The sequence below is a fragment of the Streptomyces longisporus genome (assembly GCF_039532765.1).
GTDB classification, from domain to species: domain Bacteria; phylum Actinomycetota; class Actinomycetes; order Streptomycetales; family Streptomycetaceae; genus Streptomyces; species Streptomyces longisporus.
Genome location: NZ_BAAASG010000011.1, coordinates 361,257 through 380,490 on the forward strand (window position 1 = coordinate 361,257; position 19,234 = coordinate 380,490).

Sequence of the window (19,234 nt, forward strand, 5' to 3'; positions counted from 1 at the left end):
GTCAGGCGTACCGGTAGATCCGGCTCACGTCCTCCATCTCGTCCGGGGTCACCCCCCACGGCGGCATCGGCTCGTGCCGGGCGACGATGCGCCCGCGCTGTCCGCTGCGGGGACCGGGCTGCTGGGCCGGCAGATAGCGCGGGGCGCCGTTCCTGTGCAGTCGCTGCCAGCGGGTCCACTGCAGGTCGACGAAGGCGTGGTGCAGCCAGAACACGGGGTCGTTGACGGAGGCGCCGCCGAGCATGGCACCGCCGACCCAGCGGTGGACGCGGTTGTGGTTGCGCCAGGCGACGCCGTCCTGTCCGGTCCCCCAGCCCTCCAGCTTGTTGCGGAACCCCTCGTCGCAGGTGGAGTCCCAGGGCGAGGTGTCGTAGACCGGGTCGGCGAGCGCCTCCTGGAGTTCCTCCTCGGTCGGCAGCTCGATGGGGTCGTCGGCCCGGCCCAGGTCCCGGGTGAGGAACTCGACGTCGATGATGCCCTCCCGGATGCGCCAGTAGCCCTGCGCATAGGCGAAGGGCCCGCTGACGACCTGGTGGTCCCAGCTGCGCCCGTTGCCGCCGAGGAGGTCGTCGCTCCAGGGCACGGAGGTCGTGGAACGGTCCCGCGTCCAGTCCCAGTACGGCACCGTCACCGACGGGTCGACCCGTTGCAGCGCCCGCTCCAGGTCCAGCAGGAAGCGGCGGTGCCAGGGCAGGAAGGAGGGCCCCATGTGGGCGGGACGCAGGCCGGTCTCGCCGTCGGCCTGGTAGTACGCGATGTGCACCCGCACGAACTCGTCGTACTCCCCCCGCCATTTGATCTGGAGCAGCGCGTTGACGAGCCGCCGCCGCTCGTCGCGCGTCAGCGTGCTCACGTCCTTACGCACGTACACCATGGCGCTCCCCCATGTGCAGATGGCTTCCGCCGAGCAGTCCCGGCGCCAGGTCGCGCAGCCGCTGCCCGGGGCCGAGCTCGTCGACGGCCGCCCGGGTGACCTCCAGCAGGGTCCGGTACGAGCAGTAGTGGTTGACCATGCTCAGCCAGCTGCCGTCGGAGCGGCGCATCAGATGCAGCGGGCGGCCGTCCACGGTCACCTGCCACGCACGGCCGTCGGCGCCGCATCCCGGAGCGGGGAGCAGGACACCCCGGATGCGACGGCCACGGTAGACCTCGTCGAAGGCCGACTCGGCTGCCTCCCCGGCGCCTTCGGCGGTCCGCGGGGCGCGCGAGGCGGCGAGGACGGGGGTGAGCGCGAGCGCGGCGAGGCAGGCGAGCACCCGGCGCCTCATCGCCCGCCACCCCGGCGGCTCGGCGCCGCTCGGTACTCCATCGGCACTGACGACCATGGCTCGCTCCCTCGTAGGGCCAACACCAGTACGTTCATACGATGCTGCGCCCACGCGGAACGTCGGCGGAGCCGGTACGTCGGCTCGTCCATAAATCCCACAAACGGGTCAGGATCGGCAGGCCGACGACGCGCTCAGCGCGGGGTGAGGGCCGGCAGGAGCACGTGCGCGGCGGCCCTCAGGGTCTGCTCGGCGCCGGCGAAGGGGGCCGGCGCCGCGGGCTCGATCGGCCGGCCCGGCCTGCCCTCGGGCCAGGGGCGGGTGGTGAACACGAGATAGGCGTAGCCGCGTTCGGCGACCGCCGCGAGCCACTGCGGCGGAGCGGCGCACCGAGCGCCCAGCTCCGGCAGGGTGACGAAGGCCTGCCCGGCCTCGAGGAACAGGCTGACGGCGATCCGGGCCCCGGTGGTGCCGTCGACGAGGCCCCCGCCGACCCGCAGCCCGTTGCCGGCCGGCAGCGCCTCGACCGCGGCGGACGTCGCCTGCGGACCCCCTCGGCGTCCCCGAGGGAGTAGGCCAGCAGATACGGCAGGTCGCCTCCGTCGGCGGCGGCGCCGCTCCAGGGCAGCACGACGAGGGTGCCGAGGTCGGTCATGCGGAAGGGGCGCGTCTCGGTCGGGGCTGAGGTCATCGCGCGACCCTATCGACGGGCCACCGAACGGCCCGCTGCCTTCTCACCCGAACGACCGACGGCCCGGGCGAGGTTCACCCGACCGTTGCCGCCGCGGCGAGGACCTTGCCCAGAGCGGCCACCATGCCGCTGACGGCCGGGGGGACCTTTTCGGCGTCGCCGGAGGTGGCGGCCACGATCAGGGCGTCGACCGCCTTCTTCAGAGCGGTCAGCGCGTCCCCCTTGACCGCCTTGGTCCTCAGCGGGGTGGCCTTGGCGATGGCGTCCTTCACGGCGTCGCCGAGCTTCTGCGCCTCGACGACGGACAACTGGCCGCCGTCGGCCTTCAGCACGGCGTTGAGCAGTCTGGCGACCGGAGTGAGCACACCGCCGATGTCGCCGAGCTTCTTGATCTGCGGGATCAGTTCGTCCGCCCCGGGGACGGGTCCGAGGGACGACGTGGGGGTGCGTTCCCGGGCGGAGCCGGCCGCGACGGCGGCCGGGGCGGCGAGGCCGACCAGGAGGGCGGCGCTCAGAGCGACGGACGCGATACGCCGTGCGGGCAGTGCACGCATGGGGGCTCCTTTCGAGAACACTCAGCGGTAGACGCGAAGGTGGGCGACGGCGAAGGTGAGGGGGCCCGGACCGGAGGGGGCCGGGTGGTACTGGCCGGCGCTCAGCGACAGATTGAGGATCAGATACGCCGACCAGTCGGCGCCCACTCCGGTGCGGTCGCGGAAGACCCGCTCGCCGTTGACGTACCAGTCGACGGAGTGCTCTCCGTACCAGCTGCCGATGGTCACCCACTCGTCCGGGGCGATCGTGTCGGCATCCGTGTGATACGCGCAGCCGTGGTTGACGTGGTTGGACAGCTCCAGCAGGTGCGGGTTGTCGGGGTGGTACTCGAAGGTGTCGATCTCGTTCCCGCCGTCCTTCCAGGTCCACAGCGCCGGCCAGGCGCCGGTCCCCGAGGGCAGTTCGACCCGGGTCTCGGCGTAGTCACCGGTGCGCACCTGGAAGCCCTCGGCGGAGTACTCGGTGGTGAGCAGGCCGGTGTGCCAGGCCTGCCGGCCGTTCTCGAGGGTGTGGCCGGCCGGGGAGGCGGTGAAGGTGGCCACGCCTTCGGAGACGGTCACACAGCCGGGGCTCAGCCAGTCCAGCTTGTTGTCGTCCGGATTGTGGTTGCCGTAGCGGTAGGCGCTGGTTCTGTCGCCGACCCATTTGGTCCCCCAGGCGATGGGGGCGTCGAACTCCTCCGACCAGGTGAGCGACTTGCCGGTGGCGATGGCAGGGGACGCGGTCGGCATGGGCTGGGCGCTGTCGGCGGTCATGGCGGTGAGGGTAGGGCCGCGAAGCGGCCGCCCCGGCCGAAGCAGCGACTGCACCGCTGGAATTCCTCTTTCACACTACCCATCCGGTCGAAACCGCACCCACCATACGATCAATTGATTCACCGACCATGTGAATCCCTTTGACGACACCGTAAGCAAAGCATTGTTCACCCCTCTGACTTTCATGCGTATGGAGTAACGCATCGCTTTTACGGAGGGCATGGACTGCTATGTTCTCCAGCCGTCGGATCAGAGGTAACTTTCAACCGAGGTGAATCATGAAGAAGGCAATTTTCACCACTGCGGCGTTGGCCATCGGCGCGGGCCTCGTGGGTGGGTCCGCCGTCGCGGCGTCGGCCGCCACCCCGCCGGCCGCACCGGCCGCGTCGGGCGGCCTGCTCGGTCTCATGTCCCCGACCAAGGTGACTCCGGCGGTCGTGCCGGCGGCCGACGTCGTCTCGCGACTGGCCCGCAACGGCAAAATCGCCAACGGTAGCGCCTTCGACAAGCAGAAGACGCCGGGCGTCTCGGGCGTCTACCTCGACGGCATGGACCCGAACGCCTCCAAGAAGCCCACGATTCCGGTGCGGAACCCGGCCGGGAACGGCGTCGTTCAGGTCCACCCGCTGCAGGCCCCGACCTCCACGGGTCTGGGGAGCCTGCTCAGCAAGTGACAAGACGGACACCGTAGGAGCCGGCCGTACCGGCGGAAGCCCTCATACGAAGCATTTGTCCGGCCCACCGGCCCTCTCCCCTCCGGTGGGCCGGACACATGTCGGTGCCCGTTCCCTCTTCGGATTGTCGTTCATTTACGCCACACGGATTCCGGATCCAATCCGGTCCGACCCCCAGGAACCTGCGGCATTGCGCCATCCGACGGAATAAACCTTGTTTAGGCGCCCGTCCCGTGACTTATACGCGCATATCAAGGTTTCCTGGTATGCAAGCGTGCGCAACCGTGAATTGAGGAAGGAACTAAGTTGCCCAGGAAGTTCGCGGTCATCACTGCCCTCACCCTCGGCGCTATGGTCAGCAGCGTCGGTTTCGCCTCGGCCAACGACACCAACACCACCGTCAAGGGCGGCAGCGGCTTTGCGGAGTCGCCGGTCGTCGTGAACGCCCCTCAGCAGGGCGTTCTGGTTGTCAACGGGACGCTCGTTGACGGTCGTTGCATCGCCCCGTGGTCCAACGGATCCGTGCTCGGTGGCGTCGTCGCGCCGAATTCCCACTACGCCGCGTGCAACACGGCGGCCATCGACCAGTCGCAGAACGCTCCGTACGCGGGCGGCCTGCTCTTCTGACCCCTGTGCCGAGTAACTCGGAGCAGGTGCAACACCCAAAACAGCCCGGAAAGGCGCATCTCATGCGTAACAAGGTTTCGGCCATTTCCGCCCTCGCCGCGGGCCTCGTCCTCGCGGCGGCCGGCACTGCCGCGGCCGAGGACTGCACCGACGTCTCGGGTGGTGGCGGCTTCTCGTCGTCCCCGGTCGTCGTCAACGCTCCCCAGCAGGGCGTTGCCGTCGTCAACGGCTCGGTCGCCGACCTCCGTTGCGTCGCGCCGTGGTCCAACGGTTCTGTGCTCGGCGGCGTCGCGGCCCCGAACTCGCACTACGCCGCATGCAACACGGCGAAGATCGACCAGTCGCAGAACGCCCCGTACGCGGGCGGGCTGCTCTTCTGACCTGCTCCGAGCAATTCGGAGCACGGAAATCCCAACCGCCCCACCGAAAGGCGCATCCTATGCGTAACAAGGTTACGGTCATTACCGCCCTCGCCGCGGGCTTCGTGCTCGCGGCCGGTGGCGCCGCCGCGGCCAACGACTCCAACACCACCGTCACCGGTGGAAACGGCTTCTCGCAGTCCCCGATCGTCGTGAACCAGCCCCAGCAGGGCATCGCCGTCGTCAACGGCTCGCTGATCGACGGGCGCTGCATCGCGCCGTGGTCCAACGGTGCCGTCCTCGGTGGCATCGTGGCTCCGAACTCGCACTACGCCGCGTGCAACACGGCGGCCGTCGACCAGTCGCAGAACGCCCCGTACGCGGGTGGCCTGCTCTTCTGAGCCGCACTTCACTCGATGGCGGTCCGCCGGAACTCCGGCGGGCCGCCATCGGCTTTTCCGCACCCTGCTTTCCCCGGTCCTGTTTCCCTGCTCCTGTCTTCCTGCTCTTGTTTTCCTGCTCCTGCTTTCCTGATCTTCTTTCCTTGCTCTTCTTTCCCGCTCTCTTTTTGAGCTTCTTTTACGGGCTCCGCACATGCCCGCGGGGCCTGTCTGCATCTACAGCAGACAGGCCCCGCGACAAGGAGGTGGCCGACGAAGAGCGCGCCAACAAGGAGGGAAAGGCGCTCCAGCAGGTCATTCCGATGGGCACAACGGCGTCCTGCCGCCTGCGGTCACTCCGATTCCACCGTTCGGCCCAGTGCGCGAAGTGCGGACGCATATGCCGAAGGGCCGACTCCGAGGAATGCGGAGCCGACCCGAATCGTGGATCCCCGGCTACTTGCCGACCGGAAGCCCGCCCAGCAGCTTGCCGTCGGCGGCGGTCGCGGGAAGGGCGGGGTTCGGCAGGGTGCCGCCGACGACGGGGCCCTTCATGCCCGCCTCCTTCATGCTGCCCTTCACGCTGTCCTTCACGCTCTGCGCCACCTGACCGACGTTGTCGCCCACGAAACCCGTCGACACCTTGGCTGCCGTGGGGACACCGCTCGCGACCGTCTTCCCGCTGTCCACGAGTCCCCCGGCCGGCATGTCCGCCGCGCCGGCGGGCACGGCCACCCCGGCAAGGGCGAGGGAACCGGCTACTACGGCGGCAGCCTTCAGAGTCTTCATCGTGTGCCTTTCTTTCGTAAGTCGTCTTCGAGCGGCCTAACGAGAGTGCGGCTTCCGGGAAACCCTGTTGCAGTTGCCATAGCTCCAAACGGGTGATCCGGGGCGACAAATAGCTCATTGAAACGCCACCATTCCGACACAGATGACCGGTCCGCAGATAAATACGGGTGAGCGGCTAGAGTGGCTCACCTCGTGATTTCAGCGATGCCGGTTGAACAACGAACCTCACGCTCTCGAACGGGTGCGGGTTTTTATATCAAGAAGCACGAGCCGCACGTCCTGGCCCCGGCTCGGACTCTTTTGTTCGGAAGGGCATCCTCTCCCATGCGTTTTTCCCCACGCGTGCCGCACATCCTGCATGTCACGCAGCCCGTCGAGGGCGGCGTCGCGCGGGTCGTGGCGGACCTGGTGGCGGCTCAGCTCGCCGCCGGGCTGCGGGTGACCGTGGCCTGTCCGGAGGGTGGCTCGCTGACGGACGCTCTGCGCGCTCCGGGCTGCACGGTGCTGCGCTGGGACGCGACCCGCTCGCCGGGGCACCGACTTCCGGGCGAGGTACGGGGGTTGGCGCGGATCCTGAGCGAGGTGCGGCCGCACCTGGTGCACGCGCACAGCGCGAAGGCGGGACTCGCGGCCCGGCTGGCCGTACGCGGCAGCCTCCCGACCGTCTTCCAGCCGCATGCCTGGTCGTTCGAGGCCGCCGAGGGAATCGTCGCGCGGCTGGCGCTGGGCTGGGAGCGGTCGGGGGCGCGGTGGGCGACGCGCATCGTGTGCGTCAGCGAGGCGGAGCGGCGGACCGGGGAGCGGTGCGGGATCAGCGCCCCGTGGCGGGTGGTCCCCAACGGGGTCGACACGCTCAGGTTCCGGCCGGAGGGAGACGTCTCCCGGTCCGGGCAAGGGCCGCTCGTCGTGTGTGTGGGCCGGCTGTGCCGCCAGAAGGGGCAGGACGTGCTTCTGCAGGCGTGGCCCGAGGTCGAACGGCAGGTGGCCGGGGCCCGGTTGGCGCTGGTCGGCGAGGGCCCGGACGCAGACCGGCTGCGCTGCACTGCGCCCGCGTCCGTGGTGTTCGCCGGTGCGGCACCGGACGCGGCCCCCTGGTACCGGGCCGCCGACGTCGTGGTCCTGCCGTCCCGCTGGGAGGGCATGGCGCTCGCCCCGCTGGAGGCGATGGCGTGCGCCCGGCCGGTCGTGGTCACGGACGTGGACGGGGCGCGCGAGAGCCTGCCGCCCGAGCAGCTGCCGTACTGCCTGGTGCCGCCCGAGGACCCGGGTGCGCTGGCGCGGGCGCTGACCGCGTTGCTGCGGGACGAGCCGCTGCGCGCGGCGCTGGGCGCGCAGGGCCGCCGGCATGTGCTCGCCGCCCACGACCTGCGGCAGACGGCGGACGCCGTGACCGACGTGTACCGCGAATTGCTCGGCGAACTGCTCGGCGTCGTTGTCGCGCCGGTCGCCGTACCCAACTAGAGCAGGAAGTGCATCACCAGATGACTGCGGAAAGTACCGTTCCCCCTCGTACGGGGCAGCAGCCGCGGGCGGCAGAGCACGCTGTCTCCGTTCTCGCCCCGCGCGACCCCGCAGCCGGACGTCGACTGCCCGCCGGACACAGAGAGAGCCGGCCGCGGCGGGCCTTCAGGGGGACCCTGCCGCTCGTCGACGGCGGCGCCGCCCTGCTGGGGGTCCTGGTCGTGCCCGGGGCCCCGAGGTATCCGCTGGTCGTCGCCCTGCTGGTGCTGGGGGTGATCGGGCTGAACCGGCGGGCCCGTCTGTACGACAGCTCCCGGGTGCGCGGTGTGCTCGACGAACTCCCCGCCGTCTGCGGACGGATCGCCGTCGGCTGGGGGGCTGTCGGGGCGCTCTCGCCGCTGCGGCCGCTCCCGCCGGCCGTACTGGCCTGCGCGTTCGCCGTGCAGTGTGCGGCGGCCTGTGCGGGCCGCGCTGCGGTGCACGGACGGCGGGCGCGACGGCGCCTGCCCGATCCCGCGCTGGTGGTCGGTCCGGTCGCGACGGCCCGGAAGGTGGCGGCCGCGTTGCTGCGCCAGCCGGGCTGCGGGGTGCGGCCGGTGGGCGTGGTCGGCCACGGCCTCGACGTCCCGGCCCGGCCCGGCGAAGGCCACGAACTGCCGCTGCTGACCACGGACCAGGCGGCGCGCCGGGCGGTCATCCAGAACGGTGTCGAGACGGTGCTCGTCGTGGGCGCCGCCACCCGCGTGGAGAAGACCGCTCTGCTGCGGGACCTCGCCGCGTACGGCTGCGTGGTGTGGGAGCTGGACGCGGACGCGCCCTCGTACGGCCTCGGCGGGCGCCGCGAAGCGGGCGGGCATCTGGCGGGTTTCCCGCGCAGGTTGCTGTGCCCCGGGCGCGGACGGCGGCGGGTCGGCGTCGGCAAGCGGGTGCTGGATGCGGTGCTGTCGGGCTCGCTGCTGCTGCTCGCCTGCCCGGTGCTGCTGGTGTGCGCGGCGGTGCTGCGGATCATGGACGGGCCCGGTGTGCTGTTCCGGCAGGAGCGCATCGGCAAGGACGGGCGGCCGTTCACCCTGCTGAAGTTCCGCACCCACCGGCCCGCCAGCGCGCACGAGGCGGCGACCCGCTGGAGCGTGGCGAACGAGCAGGAGATGGGCCGCTTCTGCCAGTTCCTGCGCCGCACCTCGCTGGACGAACTGCCGCAGCTGTGGAACGTCTGCCGTGGAGACATGAGCCTGGTCGGACCGCGGCCCGAACGGCCTTATTTCGTCGCCAAGTTCAGCCAGACCTACCCGGGTTACCGGGAGCGTCACCGGATGCCGACCGGGATCACCGGGCTCGCCCAGATCCACGGGCTGCGCGGCGACACCTCCATCGAGGACCGCTGCCGCTTCGACAACGCCTACATCGACAACTGGTCGCTGTGGCAGGACATCTGCATCCTGGCGCGTACGGCGGCCCTGTTCGTACGGCCGACGGGGAGCTGAGCGCGGGTGAGCACTACCTCGGCGGCCTCGGTACCGCTCGTGCCGCCGCTTGCGGCGCTGCGCCGGGCCGCTTCCGTGCTGCCCGTCCTGGCGGTGATCGCCCTGCTGGGGCTGCCGGCCGAGGCGGGCAGCGGCGCCACGCCCGCCGACGCGGCCTGCGGGCTGGTCGTGCTCTGGGCCGCGGTCCGGACCGTACGGCGGGCGCGGCGCCCGCTGACGCGGACGGCGGCGGTCGTGCTCGGGCTGCCCGTGGTGGGCATCGCGGTGTCCGCGACCGGGGCGGTGACGGCCGGCGACGCGGTCACCGGACTGGGCCGCTATCTCCAGGTGTTCGTGCTGGTGCCGCTCGCGATGGTGCTGCTGGTGCGCGACCGGCGCGATGCCCGCCTGGTGCTGTGGGCGCTGGCCGGACTCGCGCTGTGGCAGGGGGCGGTCGGGGTGCACCAGTACCTCACCGGCACCGGGGCCTCGTACCAGGGTGCCGACATCCGGGCCGTCGGGACGTTCGGGCCGTCCGACGTGATGGGGATGGCGGCCGTCGTCGCGTCGGGAGTGGTGGCGCTGACCGGCCTCGCGCTCGGGACGGGTCCGCGGCGGCAGCGGGTGGTGGCCGCGGGATGTGCTCTGGCGCTGCTCGTGCCGCTCGCGCTGTCCTTCAGCCGGGGCGCCTGGATCGCCACCGCCGTGACCTGCGGGGCGCAGCTGCTGCTCGCCGGGGTACGGCGGGCGCTGACGGTGTTCGCGGCGGCGACCGCGGCGGCGGTGGTGCTGGTGGGCGGGTTCGGGGTGGGCGGCTCGGTGCTGCAGGAGCGGCTGGACAGCATCGGCCGGGTGGCCGGCGCACCGGACCAGTCGGTCGTCGACCGGTACACCATGTGGGCGGCCTCCGTCGACATGTGGCGCGAGCACCCGCTGACGGGCGTGGGTCTGAAGGCGTTTCCCGCCTACCGGGACTCGCACGCCTCGCTCGCGCTGTCCTCGGGCAGCGACACGGAGGGCGCGGGCCAGGCCTTCCGCCGTCAGCCCCTGCTCTCCCCGCACAACATGTACATGCTGCTCCTGAGCGAGCAGGGCCTGCTGGGTCTGCTGACGGTCGCGGGCAGCTGGCTCGCCCTGCTGGTGGGGGCGCTGCGCCGGCTGCGCCGGGCGGGACCGGCCCGGGACTGCGCGCTCGCGGCCGGCGGGCTGCTGCTGTGGCAGCTGGTGGACTTCCTGTACGCCGACATCGGCGGCCCCTCCACCACCCTGACGGCGGTCTGCTTCGGCGTCGCCGCCTGGTGGTCGCTTGCGGGGCCCGCCGCCGGCCGTACCGCGCTGTGCCGGCGGTCGTCCGCAGCGCCGCCATGGCTGGTCGCGCCCGAAGCCGCAGAGGGACCCGGCCCCGCGCGCCTTCGGGGCCCCGCCGCCGAATCGGGCCCGCGATGAACCCCGGACCCGCGCCCACCACGGGCACTTCCGACGCGACCGGCCTGGACGGCACGCTCCCGGCCGACGGCCTCGCCGGCGCGCCCGCTGCCCGGCAGGCCGACACCCCCTCGGCCCGCTTCCTGGCCCGGGCGACGCTGCTGTCCGCCGCGCTGTCCATGGCCGGGGCGGTCCTCGGGCTGGCACGGGACCAGGCGCTCGCGCATCTCTTCGGTGCCGGTGCGGAGACGGACGCGTTCCTGGTGGCCTGGACGGTGCCCGAACTGGCGGCGACCCTGCTGATCGAGGAGGGCATGGCGTTCGTGCTGGTGCCCGCGTTCAGCGTGGCGCTGGCCCGGCGGGCGCTCGGGAACAGCACCCCCGATCCGGTGCGCGCCCTGGTCGCCGCCTCGCTGCCGCGGCTGTGCCTCGCCTTCGCCGCCACGGCCGCCGCACTGGTGGTAGGGGCGCCCCTGCTGGTGGACGCGCTCGCGCCCGGTCTGCCCGACCCGTCGCTCGCGATCTCCTGCACGCGGCTGACCGCGACCTGTGTGCTGAGCTTCGGCCTCGCCGGGTACTGCAGTGCCGCGCTGCGCGCCCACCGTTCGTATCTCGCGCCCGGTGCGATCTACATCGCGTACAACGTCGCGATCATCTCCACGATGTTCGTCCTCGGTGTGCACTGGGGCGTGCGGTCCGCCGCCCTCGGGGTCGCGCTCGGCGGGTGCCTGATGGTCGCCGTACAGACTCCGTCGCTGGTACGGCGGCTCGCCGGGCGGTCCGGCCTGGGCGACTGCGGGTACGAGGACGACGGCGGGCGGCCGCTCGCGCCGGGCCTGGTCTGCGCGGTTCTGCTGTTCGCGCTGTGCCGGCAGTCGCAGGTCCTCATCGAGCGGCATTTCGCGTCCGCGCTGCCCGCCGGCGCCATCTCGCACCTCAACTATGCGCAGAAGGTCGCCCAGTTGCCGATGTCGCTGTCGATGATGGTGTGCATCGTCACCTTCCCGGTGGTGGCGCAGGCCATCGCCGAGGGCGACACCCGGCGGGCCCGGGACCGGGTCGAGCGGGACGTGCTGCTGATGGCCTGTCTCGTCCTGCTCGGTGCCGCGGTGGTCGTGGCCTGCGCCCCGCAGATCGTCCAACTCCTCTTCCAGCGCGGCGCGTTCACCGCGCAGGACACCGCCGCGACCGCCGCCGTGATGCGGGTGTACGCGGCCGGGCTGCTCGGGCAGACGCTGGTCGGGGCCCTCGTGCGGTCGTACTTCGCGGCCGGCCGCACCACCTGGTTCCCGCTGGGCGCGATGGGTGTGGGCGCGCTCGCCACCGTCGTCATCGGCGCCTGGGCCGTAGGGCCCTGGGGTGCCTGCGGCATCGCCGCGGCCAACGCGACCGGCATCACCCTCACCGCGCTGCTCATGCTGCACGGCCTGGGACCGCGCAATGTGCCGGTGCGGGTGCGCCGGGTCGTCGCCGAACTGGTCCGGCCGGTGTGCGCGGCCGCGTGCGCCACCGGGGCCGGACTGGTGGTCGCGGGACTGTTCACCTCACCCGCGGCGGCCGTCGCCGCCTGCTGCGTCTGCGTGACCGTCGTCTTCCTGCTGCTGGCCTGGGTCCTCGACGCGGCGGACGCCCGGTCACTTCTGCTTCCCCTCGCGCAGTCACTCCGTCATTCCGTCACACGAAAGCTGGGTCATGGTCGCTGACGTCTCCGCTGCACCGCGCAAGGCCGAACCGGATCCCAGATCGTCCGCGAGAAGACGGTCCAAGCGGGGTCCCGCCGTCTGGGTGGCCATGTACCACTCCGTCTCGGACTGCCCGGACGACCCGTACAACGTCACCGTCACCCCCGCCCGCCTCGACCGCCAGTTCGCCTGGATGTCGAGCCGCGGCCTGCGCGGGGTGAGCATGCGCGAACTGCTCGCGGCGCGCGCCCGCGGCACCGAGCGCGGCCTGGTGGGGCTCACCTTCGACGACGGATACGCCGACTTCACCGGCGACGCGCTGCCCGTGCTGCGCCGCTGGGGTTTCACGGCGACCGTGTTCGTGCTGCCCGGGCGGCTCGGCGGCGAGAACGCCTGGGAGCCGCTCGGGCCGCGCAAGCCGCTGCTCGACGTGGACGGCATCCGCCGTGCCGTGGCCGCGGGCATGGAGGTCGCCTCGCACGGCCTGACCCACCTCGACCTGACCAAGGCCACCGACGAGGTGCTGCACTGCGAGGTCAGCGACAGCCGCCGGCTGCTCGCCGGGATCACCGGCACCGACGTGGAGGGCTTCTGCTACCCGTACGGGTATCTCGACGAGCGCGTCGCCGCCGCGGTGCGCCTGGCCGGCTACCGCTACGCCTGCGCGATCACCCCCGGCCCGGACGGCTGCGGCGACTTCGCGCTGCCCCGGATCCATGTCGGGGAGGTCGACACCGTCGTACGGCTGGAGCTGAAGCGACGGCTGGCCCGGTTCTTCGGCCGCTCCGTGGAGGCCGTGTGAGGGCCCTGCATGTCATCACCGGCCTCGGCGTCGGCGGAGCGGAACAGCAGCTGCGGCTGTTGCTGCGGCACCTTCCCGTGCAGTGCGACGTGGTGACCCTGACCAACCCAGGCCCGGTCGCCGCGGGCCTGGCCGCCGACGGCGTCCGCGTCGTCCACCTCGGCATGGGCGGCAACCGCGACCTCGGCGCACTGCCCCGGCTGACCCGGCTGATCCGCACCGGCGACTACGACCTCGTCCACACCCATCTGTACCGGGCCTGCCTCTACGGCCGGATCGCCGCGCGGCTCGCGGGAGTGCGGGCGGTCGTCGCCACCGAGCACTCGATCGGCGACACCGCGCTGGAGGGCCGGCCGCTGACCGCGGGCGTCCGCGGGCTGTATCTGGCCGGCGAGCGCCTGGGCCGCGCCACGGTCGCCGTCTCGCCCACGGTGGCCGAGCGGCTGCGCCACTGGGGCGTGCCCGGAGCACGCATCCGCGTCATCCCGAACGGCATCGACGCGCCCAGGTTCCGCTTCGACGAGGTGGCCCGCAAGGAGGCCCGGATGCACTACGGGCTGCCCGAGGACGCCTATGTCGTCGGCGGGGTGGGCCGCCTCGCCCCGGGCAAACGCTTCGACCTGCTGCTGCGCGCCCTGTCCCGGCTGCCCGGTGACGTACGGCTGCTGCTGGTGGGCGGCGGGCCCGAGGAGACGGTGCTCAGGCGCACCGCGCGGGCGCTGGGGGTGGCCGACCGGGTGGTGCTGACGGGCGAGCGGCCGTATCTGCCCAGCCCCCGTGACGACGCGCCCGGGCTGGTCGATCTGCTGTCGGCGATGGACGTGCTGGTCTCGCCGTCGACGCAGGAGGCCTTCGGGCTGGCCGTGGTGGAGGCGCTGGCGGCCGGGCTGCCCGTGCTGTACGCGAGCTGCCCCGCCGTCGAGGACCTGCCACCGGACGCGGCACCCGGCGCGCGGCGCGTCAGCGGCGGCACCGGGGCGTACGTACGGGAGTTGCTGCGGCTGCGGGCGGCGGGGCCGGGCGAGCGATGCGTCCCGGACGCCGTGCAGCGCTACGACATCGCGTGCAGCGCCCGGCAGTTGATGGATGTCTACACGGCCGCCCTGGCCGGCTCGACCCTGGAAGTGAGTGCTCCATGACCGACAACCCCGTTCAGCGTGCCCGCCTGTCGCGCCGTGAGCGCGCCCGTGTGCAGCGGTTGCCCGCGTGGTGGCTGCTGCCGGCCGGTGCGCTGCTCGGTGCCGTGGCCGGCGGCACGTACGGACTGGTGAAGCCACCGCAGTACACCGCGACGAGTTCCGTCGTGGCCGTCGCGGCCGGCCGGTCCGACGTCGACTGCGCCGACGCGCTCGGCTTCGCGCAGGCGTACGGCCGGGTGGCCCCGCAGCTCGCGGTGCTCGGGGACGCACAGGTCGAGGCGGGCGTACCGGCTGCGTTCCTGCGCAAGAGCGTGCAGGTCGCGACCTCGCCGGACGCACCCATGGTCTCGGTCTCGGCGACCTCGTCGAGCCCCGCCCAGGCCGCGGACATCGCCAACGCCGTGTCCGGCGCGCTGGTCACGCAGGCGGGCCACACCAAGGCCGGCACCGGCATCCGGCTGGAGCCGCTCGCCCGCGCGATGCGGCCCGCCGAGCCGTCGTCCGCGTCCTGGAAGCTGACCTCGCTGGTGGGGGCGTGTGCCGGTGGTCTGCTGGGCGGGCTCGCCCTGCTGGCACGGCCGCGGCGCAAGGCGGACGACGACAGCCCCGGCCAGCCCACGGTGCCCGCCCCGACCCATGCCGCGGACGCCCGCGGGACCCTCGGATGACCGCGTCCGGCCATACGCTCTCGGTGGAACTGTGCACCGACGAGCGCACGTTCGCCGCGCTGGCCGGGGAGTGGGGACGGCTGCACGACGCCTGCCCGTCGGCGACACCGTTCCAGAGCCACGCCTGGCTGCACTCCTGGTGGCTCTCGTACGGCACACCCGACGGGCTGCGGCTGTTCCTGGTGCGCCGGGGCGGTGAACTGGTGGCCGCCGCACCGCTGATGCGGGTACGGCATCCGCTGCCGAAGCTGGTGCCCATCGGCGGCGCCATCTCCGACTTCTGCGACGTACTGCTCGACGAGAAGGAGGCCGAGCACGGCAGCCGTGCCCTGGCCGACGCCCTGACCGAGGCGGCCCGCACCGCGCTGATCGACTTCCGGGAGGTACGGCCGGGCAGCGCGGTCGAGCAGGTCTACGGCCGCTGGCGCGGTCCGCGCCGCCGGCTGCGCGACTCGACCTGCCTGGAACTGCCCGCCGTACCGATGACCGAGCTGGTCAAGCGGCTGCCGCCGACGCGCGCCCAGCGGGTGCGCAACAAGGTGAACAAGCTCGGGCGGCTCGGCGTCGAGTGGCGGGTCGTCGGCCACGACGAGACGGAGACCGCGCTGCGGCGGCTGCTGGAACTGCACCGACTGCAGTGGCAGGGCAAGAAGATGACACCGGAGCACACCCGGCCGCAGTTCCTGGAGCACCTGGTGCGGTCGGTGGTCCCGATGGCCCGCTCCGGGCAGGCCGCGGTGACGGAGTTCCTCCTCGAGGGCGCGGTGGTGGCGGTCAATCTGCATCTGCTGTCGGGCAGACTGCTGGGCGACTACATGTACGGCTTCCACCCGGGGCTGCGGGAGCGGAAGGTGGACGTGGCGACGATGCTGCTGCGCGCGTCCACCGAGCATGTCGCGCCCGCCGAGGAGGGCCGGGTGCTGAGCCTGATGCGCGGCGACGAGCCGCACAAGTACCGCTGGTGCCCCGACACGGTCTACAACCAGCGTTTCCTGCTGGCCGGGCGGCGCACGGCGCCGCTGCTGGCGGCCACCCTCTGCGCGGCCGCCGCCCGGTACGGGGCCAAGTCGGTCCGGCGCATGGTCCCCGACTCCAAGGACCACTGGTAGCACCGCCCTCAGGGCGAGGGGGCGGGCGGGACCTGCGGAGTGACGGGCGGCGTGGGCACGGCGGGCACCGGCGGGGTCGGCGCCGCCGGCGCCGGGGGCTCGGGAACTGCCGGAGGCGGGGGCGTGGGCACCGGCGTCGGCAACGGCACCGGTGTCGGCTCCGGTGGCACGGGGATCACGGGAGCGGGCGGGACGGGCACGACCGGCACCGGCGTCGGCTCCGGCAGCACGGAGCTGGCCAGCACCGCACGGTAGGTGGCGGCGGCCCTGGGATTCTCGGTGCACAGCCACACGCCGTGCGGGCAGTAGTCGGTGATCGTGTTGTACAGCGGCTTGTGCTCGTCCATCCAGGCGAGCATGCGCAGCATGTACGTGACGTTGTCGCCGTTGCGGTACAGACCCCACTCCGGATACGAGATCGGCTTGTGGTGCTGCCGTGCGAAGTCCACGTGGAACTGCAGGCCGTAGGGCTCCGACACCTCCTCGTCGAACGACATGCCACGCGGCTGGTCGTAGGAGTCCATGCCGACGATGTCGACGAAGTCGTCGCCCGGATAGCACTTGGGCCAAGGAATTGAATCCGCCCCCCGGTTCGGGGCGAAGTCGAACCTGAACTTCTGGCCGGGAATCGAACGCATGACGGTGACGATGCGCCGCCAGTAGCGGATCCAGTCCTCCGGGTCGGGGCCGCAGCGGTGGGTGTACGTGACGCCGTTCATCTCCCAGCCGAGCACCAGGACGGTGTCCGTCGCACCCAGGTCGACCAGGCGCTTCGCCAGCAGCCGGAAGTGCTCGTCGAACTCGCCGGCCGCGGCGCGCCGCAGCAGCCGTGCGACGGCGATGTCGGAGACCTGCGCCTCGTTGTGCTCCATCAGCGGGACGTTGAGCACGAGCAGCCGGTCGGGCTTGGCGAGGCGCCACTTGGCCCAGCTGTCGAGGAAGTTGTAGCCGCCCTCGATGTTCTCCCACACATCGCCGGGCAGATAGGTGTGCCCCACGCGCAGTTCGGTGCCGCCCAGCCAGCCGCTGAACTCCCTCAGGCGGACCAGCCCTTCGGGCTCGGAGTCGAGGAAGGCACCGAACGCGGCCCGGCGCACATCCGCCACCGAGTAGGCGCGCGCGTCGTTCGTGGGCGCGGGGGTGGGATCCAGCGCGCCGGGCATCACGGCACGCTGGGCGGCGGGGTGCCGTGCGGCATCGGCCGGGGAGGCCGGGCCCCAGGCAAGAGCTGCCGACACGATCGCTCCCGCGGTGATGATCGCCAGCCGCCTGTGGGCGGACCGGCGGCGATGAGGTGTCATTCATCCTCCTTTGCCGCAATTCCGCACATTAATGACACATAGTCATATATCACTTAATTGCACCACTTGAGTCGGGTGACCGGACATGGATCACCCGCATGAGTGACCTGGTCTGGCCGTCAGCCGCCGTACAGCGCCTCGATCTGCTCCGCGTACGCCGCCGTCACGGCGTGCCGCTTGATTTTCAACGACGGGGTGAGCAATCCGTTGTCCTCCGTGAACTCACCCTCGACCAGGGCGAAGGCACGGACCGACTCGGCGCGGGAGACGGCCTCGTTGGCGTAGTCCACGGCCTTCTGGACGTCGGCGTGCATCCGCGGATCCCGGACGACCTCCGACATCGGCGTGTCGGCCGGCAGCCTGCGGACCGTCAGCCAGTGGGCGACGGACTCGGGGTCGAGGGTGATCAGGGCGGCGACGAAGGGACGGTTGTCGCCGACGACGATGCACTGGCCGATCGGCGGGCGGCTGCGCAGCCGGTCCTCCAGGACGGCCGGGGAGACGTTCTTGCCGCCGGAGGTGACGAGGATGTCCTTCTTGCGGCCGGTGATGGTGAGGTAGCCGTCCTCGTCGAGGGAGCCGAGATCGCCGGTCGCGAACCACTCGTCCTGCAGTACGGCGTCGGTGGCGGCCGGGTTGTTCCAGTAGGCGCCGAAGACGACACCGCCCTTGATGAGCACCTCCCCGTCGTCGGCGATGCGCACCGCGGTGCCGGGGACCGGGACGCCGACCGTGCCCGGACGGGGCCCCAGGGGCGGGACGATGGTGGCGGCCGCGCTCGTCTCCGTCAGGCCGTAGCCCTCGTAGACGATGATTCCGGCGGCGTAGAAGAACAGGTTGAGGTTGCGGTCGAGCGGGGAGCCGCCGCTGATGGCGTAGCGCATACGGCCGCCGAGTTCCTTGCGGACACGGCGGTAGACCAGCAGGTCGTACAGGGCCCAGGCGGCATAGAGGGCCGGGTTCGGACCCTTGCCGGTCCCCAGGAACTTGTTCAGGTACGCCTGGCCGAAGCGGACGCCGATGCGGTCCGCGCGGTCGAAGGAGGCACCGCGGCCGATCTTCTCGGCGGTCGCCCGGCCCGTGTCGTGGATCTTCTCGAAGAGGTACGGGACGCCGACCAGGAAGGTCGGGCGGAACTCCTTGAGGGCGGGCCGCAGTTCGTCGGGCTTGACGCTCGGGCAGTGGCCGATCTCGATGCGGGCCATCAGACAGGCGATCTGGAGGGTGCGGCCGAGGATGTGGGCGAGCGGGAGGAAGAGGAGGGTGGAGGCGACCTGGCGGGTGACCTCCTTGAAGATCGGGTGGAGCAGTTCGACCGTGTTGGCGGCCTCGGCGTGCAGATTGGCGTGGGTGAGGACGCAGCCCTTCGGTTTGCCGGTGGTGCCGGAGGTGTAGCAGATCGTCGCGGTCGTGTCCGGAGTGAGAGCGGCGCGGCGCTTGGCGACCTCCTCGTCGGGGACGTCGCGGCCGAGGGTGATGAGGTCGCTCACGGCGTCTCCCGCTGCGGCAGCAGCCGATGTCGGCGTCAACTGCCAGATCCGCGGCTGCCGTTCGTGGCGGGCCGTGCCCGTCGTCACCGTGGCGGTGTTCTCAGCGGTCTCGGTGACGACGAAACGGGCGTCCGAGTCGCGGACGATCCACTCCACCTGCTCGGCCGAGGAGGTGGCGTAGATCGGGACGGTCTGGCCGCCCGCCGCCCAGATCGCGAAGTCCAGGACCGTCCACTCGTAGCGGGTGCGGGACATGACGGCGACCCGGCCGCCCGGTTCCAGGCCCGCGGCGATCAACCCCTTGGCCACGGCGGTGACTTCGCGGGCGAAGGCTGCCGCGGTCACCGGCTGCGAGGTGCCGTTGTCGTGCCTTCGGCGCAGCACCACGGCATCGGGGGCCTCCGCCGCGTTGATGAAGGGAAGGTCGGCGGTGCTGCCGGCGGCCGGGCGCGGGGCGAGGGCGGGGGTGCGGGCCTCGCGCACGACTCCGTCCTCGTCCTTGACGACCTCGACCCTGGTGCGGGACGCAAGGTCGGTGCGCCGTTTTGCCCTTTTCAGGTCCCTGCGTACGCCCATGACGGCTCCCGGTCGGCTCTGAC

At 71.9% G+C, this 19,234-nt stretch carries 19 protein-coding genes and 1 pseudogene; 12 read left to right on the forward strand and 8 right to left on the reverse strand.

The genetic code is table 11. The features are described 5' to 3' along the window. Window position 1: 1 nt before the first annotated feature. From ABD355_RS24105 to ABD355_RS24125, 5 genes and pseudogenes are all read right to left on the reverse strand, one after another. Window positions 2–874: a tyrosinase family protein gene (locus ABD355_RS24105; protein ID WP_344402665.1), complete on the reverse strand. Its 873-nt coding sequence runs from the start codon at window positions 872–874 to the stop codon at window positions 2–4. Then, on the reverse strand, window positions 858–1,325 hold the full coding sequence (locus ABD355_RS24110) for a tyrosinase cofactor (protein ID WP_344402666.1): 468 nt from the start codon (window positions 1,323–1,325) through the stop codon (window positions 858–860). Before ABD355_RS24110 ends, ABD355_RS24105 begins: the two co-directional genes overlap by 17 nt. A 134-nt stretch (window positions 1,326–1,459) precedes the next feature. Next, window positions 1,460–1,956 (reverse strand): annotated as a pseudogene (locus tag ABD355_RS24115) (DUF5949 family protein). Between the two features lie 74 nt (window positions 1,957–2,030). Continuing rightward, a complete protein-coding gene (locus ABD355_RS24120; RefSeq protein ID WP_344402667.1) occupies window positions 2,031–2,510 on the reverse strand; it encodes a hypothetical protein in 480 nt (159 codons plus the stop codon). 21 nt (window positions 2,511–2,531) lie between these two features. Beyond that, window positions 2,532–3,266, reverse strand: a complete 735-nt coding sequence (locus ABD355_RS24125) for a glycoside hydrolase family 16 protein (RefSeq protein WP_344402668.1) — start codon at window positions 3,264–3,266, stop codon at window positions 2,532–2,534. A 278-nt stretch (window positions 3,267–3,544) separates the two neighbouring features. Between ABD355_RS24125 and ABD355_RS24130 the strand changes: the two genes are divergently transcribed. From ABD355_RS24130 to ABD355_RS24145, 4 genes are all read left to right on the forward strand, one after another. Continuing rightward, complete coding sequence (locus tag ABD355_RS24130) at window positions 3,545–3,940, forward strand: hypothetical protein (protein ID WP_344402669.1); 396 nt, start codon at window positions 3,545–3,547, stop codon at window positions 3,938–3,940. Between the two features lie 351 nt (window positions 3,941–4,291). Beyond that, complete coding sequence (locus ABD355_RS24135) at window positions 4,292–4,567, forward strand: hypothetical protein (protein ID WP_344402670.1); 276 nt, start codon at window positions 4,292–4,294, stop codon at window positions 4,565–4,567. Between the two features lie 62 nt (window positions 4,568–4,629). Beyond that, window positions 4,630–4,947, forward strand: a complete 318-nt coding sequence (locus tag ABD355_RS24140) for a hypothetical protein (protein ID WP_115908088.1) — start codon at window positions 4,630–4,632, stop codon at window positions 4,945–4,947. Window positions 4,948–5,006: 59 nt separating this feature from the next. Further along, window positions 5,007–5,327, forward strand: coding sequence for a hypothetical protein (locus tag ABD355_RS24145; protein WP_344402671.1), 321 nt, complete (start codon window positions 5,007–5,009; stop codon window positions 5,325–5,327). A 435-nt stretch (window positions 5,328–5,762) separates the two neighbouring features. On the opposite strand, the gene ABD355_RS24150 is transcribed toward ABD355_RS24145, so the two are convergent. After that, complete coding sequence (locus ABD355_RS24150; protein ID WP_344402672.1) at window positions 5,763–6,095, reverse strand: hypothetical protein; 333 nt, start codon at window positions 6,093–6,095, stop codon at window positions 5,763–5,765. Between the two features lie 324 nt (window positions 6,096–6,419). On the opposite strand from ABD355_RS24150, the gene ABD355_RS24155 reads away from it, so the two are divergent. The 8 genes from ABD355_RS24155 to ABD355_RS24190 are packed head-to-tail and all read left to right on the forward strand — an operon-like array spanning window position 6,420 to window position 15,844. Further along, entirely contained in the window at window positions 6,420–7,556 is a 1,137-nt protein-coding gene (locus ABD355_RS24155) for a glycosyltransferase (protein WP_344402673.1), read from the forward strand. Between the two features lie 20 nt (window positions 7,557–7,576). After that, the gene (locus ABD355_RS24160; protein ID WP_344402675.1) at window positions 7,577–9,040 is read left to right on the forward strand and encodes an exopolysaccharide biosynthesis polyprenyl glycosylphosphotransferase; all 1,464 of its coding nucleotides are present in this window, start codon (window positions 7,577–7,579) and stop codon (window positions 9,038–9,040) included. A gap of 6 nt (window positions 9,041–9,046) precedes the next feature. Next, complete coding sequence (locus ABD355_RS24165; RefSeq protein ID WP_425585783.1) at window positions 9,047–10,465, forward strand: O-antigen ligase family protein; 1,419 nt, start codon at window positions 9,047–9,049, stop codon at window positions 10,463–10,465. After that, window positions 10,462–12,147 carry a lipid II flippase MurJ gene (locus ABD355_RS24170; RefSeq protein WP_344402676.1) on the forward strand — a complete coding sequence of 562 codons (1,686 nt, stop codon included), beginning with the start codon at window positions 10,462–10,464 and terminating at the stop codon, window positions 12,145–12,147. The genes ABD355_RS24165 and ABD355_RS24170 overlap by 4 nt, the downstream gene beginning before the upstream one ends. Continuing rightward, the gene (locus ABD355_RS24175; RefSeq protein ID WP_425585784.1) at window positions 12,137–12,928 is read left to right on the forward strand and encodes a polysaccharide deacetylase family protein; all 792 of its coding nucleotides are present in this window, start codon (window positions 12,137–12,139) and stop codon (window positions 12,926–12,928) included. Before ABD355_RS24170 ends, ABD355_RS24175 begins: the two co-directional genes overlap by 11 nt. Beyond that, complete coding sequence (locus tag ABD355_RS24180; protein ID WP_344402679.1) at window positions 12,925–14,067, forward strand: glycosyltransferase; 1,143 nt, start codon at window positions 12,925–12,927, stop codon at window positions 14,065–14,067. The genes ABD355_RS24175 and ABD355_RS24180 overlap by 4 nt, the downstream gene beginning before the upstream one ends. After that, on the forward strand, window positions 14,064–14,735 hold the full coding sequence (locus ABD355_RS24185; protein WP_344402680.1) for a YveK family protein: 672 nt from the start codon (window positions 14,064–14,066) through the stop codon (window positions 14,733–14,735). The genes ABD355_RS24180 and ABD355_RS24185 overlap by 4 nt, the downstream gene beginning before the upstream one ends. After that, window positions 14,732–15,844, forward strand: a complete 1,113-nt coding sequence (locus tag ABD355_RS24190) for a GNAT family N-acetyltransferase (RefSeq protein WP_344402681.1) — start codon at window positions 14,732–14,734, stop codon at window positions 15,842–15,844. The genes ABD355_RS24185 and ABD355_RS24190 overlap by 4 nt, the downstream gene beginning before the upstream one ends. An 8-nt stretch (window positions 15,845–15,852) precedes the next feature. Here the strand turns inward: ABD355_RS24190 and ABD355_RS24195 are convergent, their stop codons facing one another. Beyond that, the gene (locus tag ABD355_RS24195; protein WP_344402682.1) at window positions 15,853–17,145 is read right to left on the reverse strand and encodes a glycoside hydrolase family 26 protein; all 1,293 of its coding nucleotides are present in this window, start codon (window positions 17,143–17,145) and stop codon (window positions 15,853–15,855) included. Window positions 17,146–17,264: 119 nt separating this feature from the next. Then, window positions 17,265–19,211: an AMP-dependent synthetase/ligase gene (locus ABD355_RS24200; protein WP_344402684.1), complete on the reverse strand. Its 1,947-nt coding sequence runs from the start codon at window positions 19,209–19,211 to the stop codon at window positions 17,265–17,267. Window positions 19,212–19,234 lie beyond the last annotated feature (23 nt).